Source organism: Streptomyces sp. 150FB (assembly GCF_000818195.1).
Taxonomy (GTDB): domain Bacteria; phylum Actinomycetota; class Actinomycetes; order Streptomycetales; family Streptomycetaceae; genus Streptomyces.
Map to the genome: position 1 here is coordinate 1,409,953 of NZ_JTHL01000001.1, position 3,024 is coordinate 1,412,976.

Below are 3,024 nucleotides of genomic sequence, written 5' to 3' on the forward strand. Positions count from 1 at the left end.
CTCGCTTGTTCTGCCGCTCCGGCTCCCGTCTGCGACTTGCTTGCCCTGCGGGGCACGCACGAAGGGATCACTGCCAAATCCCACTCGGCCAAGCGTCTGCGAGCAGGCTTTGGTGACGGGGAGGGTCGGTTGGGGATGTGTGGTGAGCGCCGACGGACGCAGGAGAGCTCTTGACTGACGGCCGATCGGACGCGGTGCACCCCGGAGAGTCCCTGACGTGATGGCCTGGGACGGGTGTGACTGGGTGTGAGGCATGTGGGTGGGGAAAGCGCAGTCGGAGGCTGGCATGCCTGTCTTCCGCGTCGAGCGGCGCAGAAGTGGTTGTCAGAGACCATCCCACCCCCACCAACCTCCCATATGGGTGATATGCCCCATTTTTAGAGGTGGTTGTGGTGGAGAGAGGCCGCTTATGCGTCCCAGGACTCGGAAGAAGCATCAGCCAGCCACCCACGGCCTCTCACAGACCCACATGCCTCACCCCCGTCACACCCGCCCCAACCGTGCGGATCAGTGGGCAAACAGGCACGCTCCGGGGTGCACCTCGCCCGATCAGCCAGCGACCCCCACCCTCCGGCGTCCATCGGCGCTCACCACGTCTCCCCAACCGACCCTCCCCGCCACCACAGGTGGGAGTTCGCCGCTTGGCCGAGTGGCATAGGGCAGTGATCCCTTCGTGCGTGCCCCGCAGGGCAAGCAAGTCGCAGACGGGAGCAAAGCGGCAGAACAAGCAGGCGTCCCCGGGGAGTCTCCCCCCTGGGGGCGGCCCCCTCAAGTTGCGGTTGCGGTGGAGGGGTGGGTGTCAAGGGTGGAGCGCAGCGGAATCGGCGCAGCCGACGCGACGAAGGAGCGCCCTTGACACCCACCCCGCAACCGCGAACATCAAGAGAAAGGGGCGGCCCGACCCTCACCAACACGGACCCGGCCCACCCCGACCGCCCGCCCGAACCCGCACCCGAACTCCAGCACCAGCACCAGCACCAGCACCAGCACCAGCACCAGCGACCCCTCAGGCCGCCAGTCGCTCGTGGTTCGCCCAGGCCACCTTGTACGGGTGCCGCGACTGCCAGTGGTTGATGATCTCGTGCAGGCCCGGCGCGGTGAACGCCTTTGCCAGGGCTTCGGTGTCGGCCACGGCGACCTGCACGATCGCCGTGGCGATCAGTGCCGGAATGGCCTCCTCGCCCGGGATGGGGATGTGGTGCCGGGTCACGACCGACTCCACGAAGCCGGTGTCAAGCATGACCCGTTCGATGCCTGTGAGGTATTGGTCCAGCTCGGCGGTCGGCGGGGACTGGTCGAAGGAAACAATCATCGTGTGGTTGATCATGCTGCAATTCTTGAGGCCATACGCCCTCGGCGTCCAAGACCGGTTCGCTATCCAGCGATAACCTGGAGGCATGGAACTGGAGACCCGCGAGCTCACCTACTTCATCGCAGTCGCCGACGAGCTGCACTTCGGCCGGGCCGCCGTCCGGCTCTCGATCGCCCAGCCGGCGCTGTCGAAGGCGATCCGGCGTATCGAGGCTCGGCTCGGTGTCCCGCTGTTCATCCGCTCCAGTCGGCACGTCGAGCTCACCCCCGCCGGGGAGGCGTTGCAGGAACACGGGCGGCATGCGCTCAACGCCGTCAGTGCCGCCGTCCGGAGCGCCCGGCGCGCCGGCGACGCCCAGGCCCACCTGCGGCTCGTACTCAAGCCCGGCGGTGACGCCGGGCTGTTGTCCGGGATCCTGGCCGAGTACGCCCACCAGCCCGACGCCCGCCGGGTGGACATCCTGTTCAGCGGTCCCGCCGACCGCGCCGACTTCCTGCGCGACGGCCGGGCCGACATCGGCCTGCTCTACGCGCCGTTCGACGCACTCGACGGCCTGGCCCACGAGACGCTGCACGCCGAGGACCGCGTGGTCGTCATGCCGGCCGGGCATCGGCTCGCCGGGCACGCTTCGGTGCGGATGTCCGATCTGGAGGGCGAGACGCTGCCGCGCTGGAAAGGGATCCCCGGAGGCGACGGCACCGGTCCCGAGGTCGCCGACGTCGTCCAGATGCTCCACATGATCACGGTGAGCCGGATGATCGGGGTGCTGCCCCGCTCCCTCGTCGAACCGGTCCCGGCCGGCCTGATCTGCGTACCCGTGACCGACGCGCCGCCCAGCCGCCTCGTGCTCGCCTGGAACGAGCAGGACCGCCGGCCGCTGGTCGCTTCCTTCGTCGCCGCCGCGCTCAGCACCGCGACCGGACCGACCGCCACAGCCATCGGACCTGCCAGTCCCAAAGCCGTTGTGTGAAATGGAGCGGCGCGGATAATTCCTCGCATGGGAAAGCGATACGAACGGATGGACGGCCGGATTCGCACCTTCATCGAGGAGCAGCCCGTCTTCTTCACCGCCACCGCACCTCTGGCGGACGACGGCCATATCAACCTCTCCCCCAAGGGCCGCGCGGGGACGCTCGTCGTCCTCGACGAACTGACCCTGGCCTACCTCGACTTCGGCGGCAGTGGTGCGGAGACGATCGCGCACCTGCGCGAGAACGGCCGCATCACCCTGATGTGGTGCGCGTTCACCGGGCCGCCGAAGGTGCTGCGGGTGCACGGCAGGGGCGAGCCGATCTTCCGGGACGACCCGCGCTGGGCCACGTACATCACGCACTTCGGAGAGGCGGACGGGCCCTCCGCGCGCGCGATCATCGTGATCGACGCCCTGCGCATCGCCGACGCCTGCGGCTTCGCCGTCCCCTTCATGGACTACCGGGAGGAGCGCACGCAGCACGCGGAGCACTTCGGCCGGAAGTCGGACGAGGAGTTCGCCGCGTACTGCGAGAAGAAGGACCACGTCGCCGTAAGCCTGGACGGGCTGCCCGCGCTGCCACTGCCGCTACCCGCTCGTACGGCGTAACCGACGGGCCGCCGGCGGCCTCGCGGGCATACGGTCCTGGGCATGCGTATCGCTCTTGTCCTCGCGTCCGCGCTGCTCGCCGTCGCCGGCGGGACAACCGCGTCCCCCGGCGAGCCCCCACCGCCCCACCGCC

The 3,024-nt window shown here is 69.1% G+C and carries 3 protein-coding genes; 2 read left to right on the plus strand and 1 reads right to left on the minus strand.

Translation table 11 applies throughout. From position 1 onward, the window contains the following. Window positions 1-1,006 precede the first annotated feature (1,006 nt). On the minus strand, window positions 1,007-1,327 hold the full coding sequence (locus QR77_RS05650; RefSeq protein WP_040020026.1) for a hypothetical protein: 321 nt from the start codon (window positions 1,325-1,327) through the stop codon (window positions 1,007-1,009). 70 nt (window positions 1,328-1,397) lie between these two features. Here QR77_RS05650 and QR77_RS05655 point away from each other — a divergent pair, with 70 nt between their 5' ends. Further along, window positions 1,398-2,282, plus strand: a complete 885-nt coding sequence (locus tag QR77_RS05655) for a LysR family transcriptional regulator (RefSeq protein WP_040020027.1) — start codon at window positions 1,398-1,400, stop codon at window positions 2,280-2,282. A 27-nt stretch (window positions 2,283-2,309) separates the two neighbouring features. After that, entirely contained in the window at window positions 2,310-2,891 is a 582-nt protein-coding gene (locus QR77_RS05660; protein ID WP_040020028.1) for a pyridoxamine 5'-phosphate oxidase family protein, read from the plus strand. Window positions 2,892-3,024 lie beyond the last annotated feature (133 nt).

What these genes read in the sequence shown, in the direction of transcription:
- QR77_RS05650 (WP_040020026.1), bottom strand. Translation starts at nt 1,327, where the DNA reads ATGATCAACCACACGATGATTGTTTCCTTCGACCAGTCCCCGCCGACC.
- QR77_RS05655 (WP_040020027.1), top strand. Translation starts at nt 1,398, where the DNA reads ATGGAACTGGAGACCCGCGAGCTCACCTACTTCATCGCAGTCGCCGAC.
- QR77_RS05660 (WP_040020028.1), top strand. Translation starts at nt 2,310, where the DNA reads ATGGGAAAGCGATACGAACGGATGGACGGCCGGATTCGCACCTTCATC.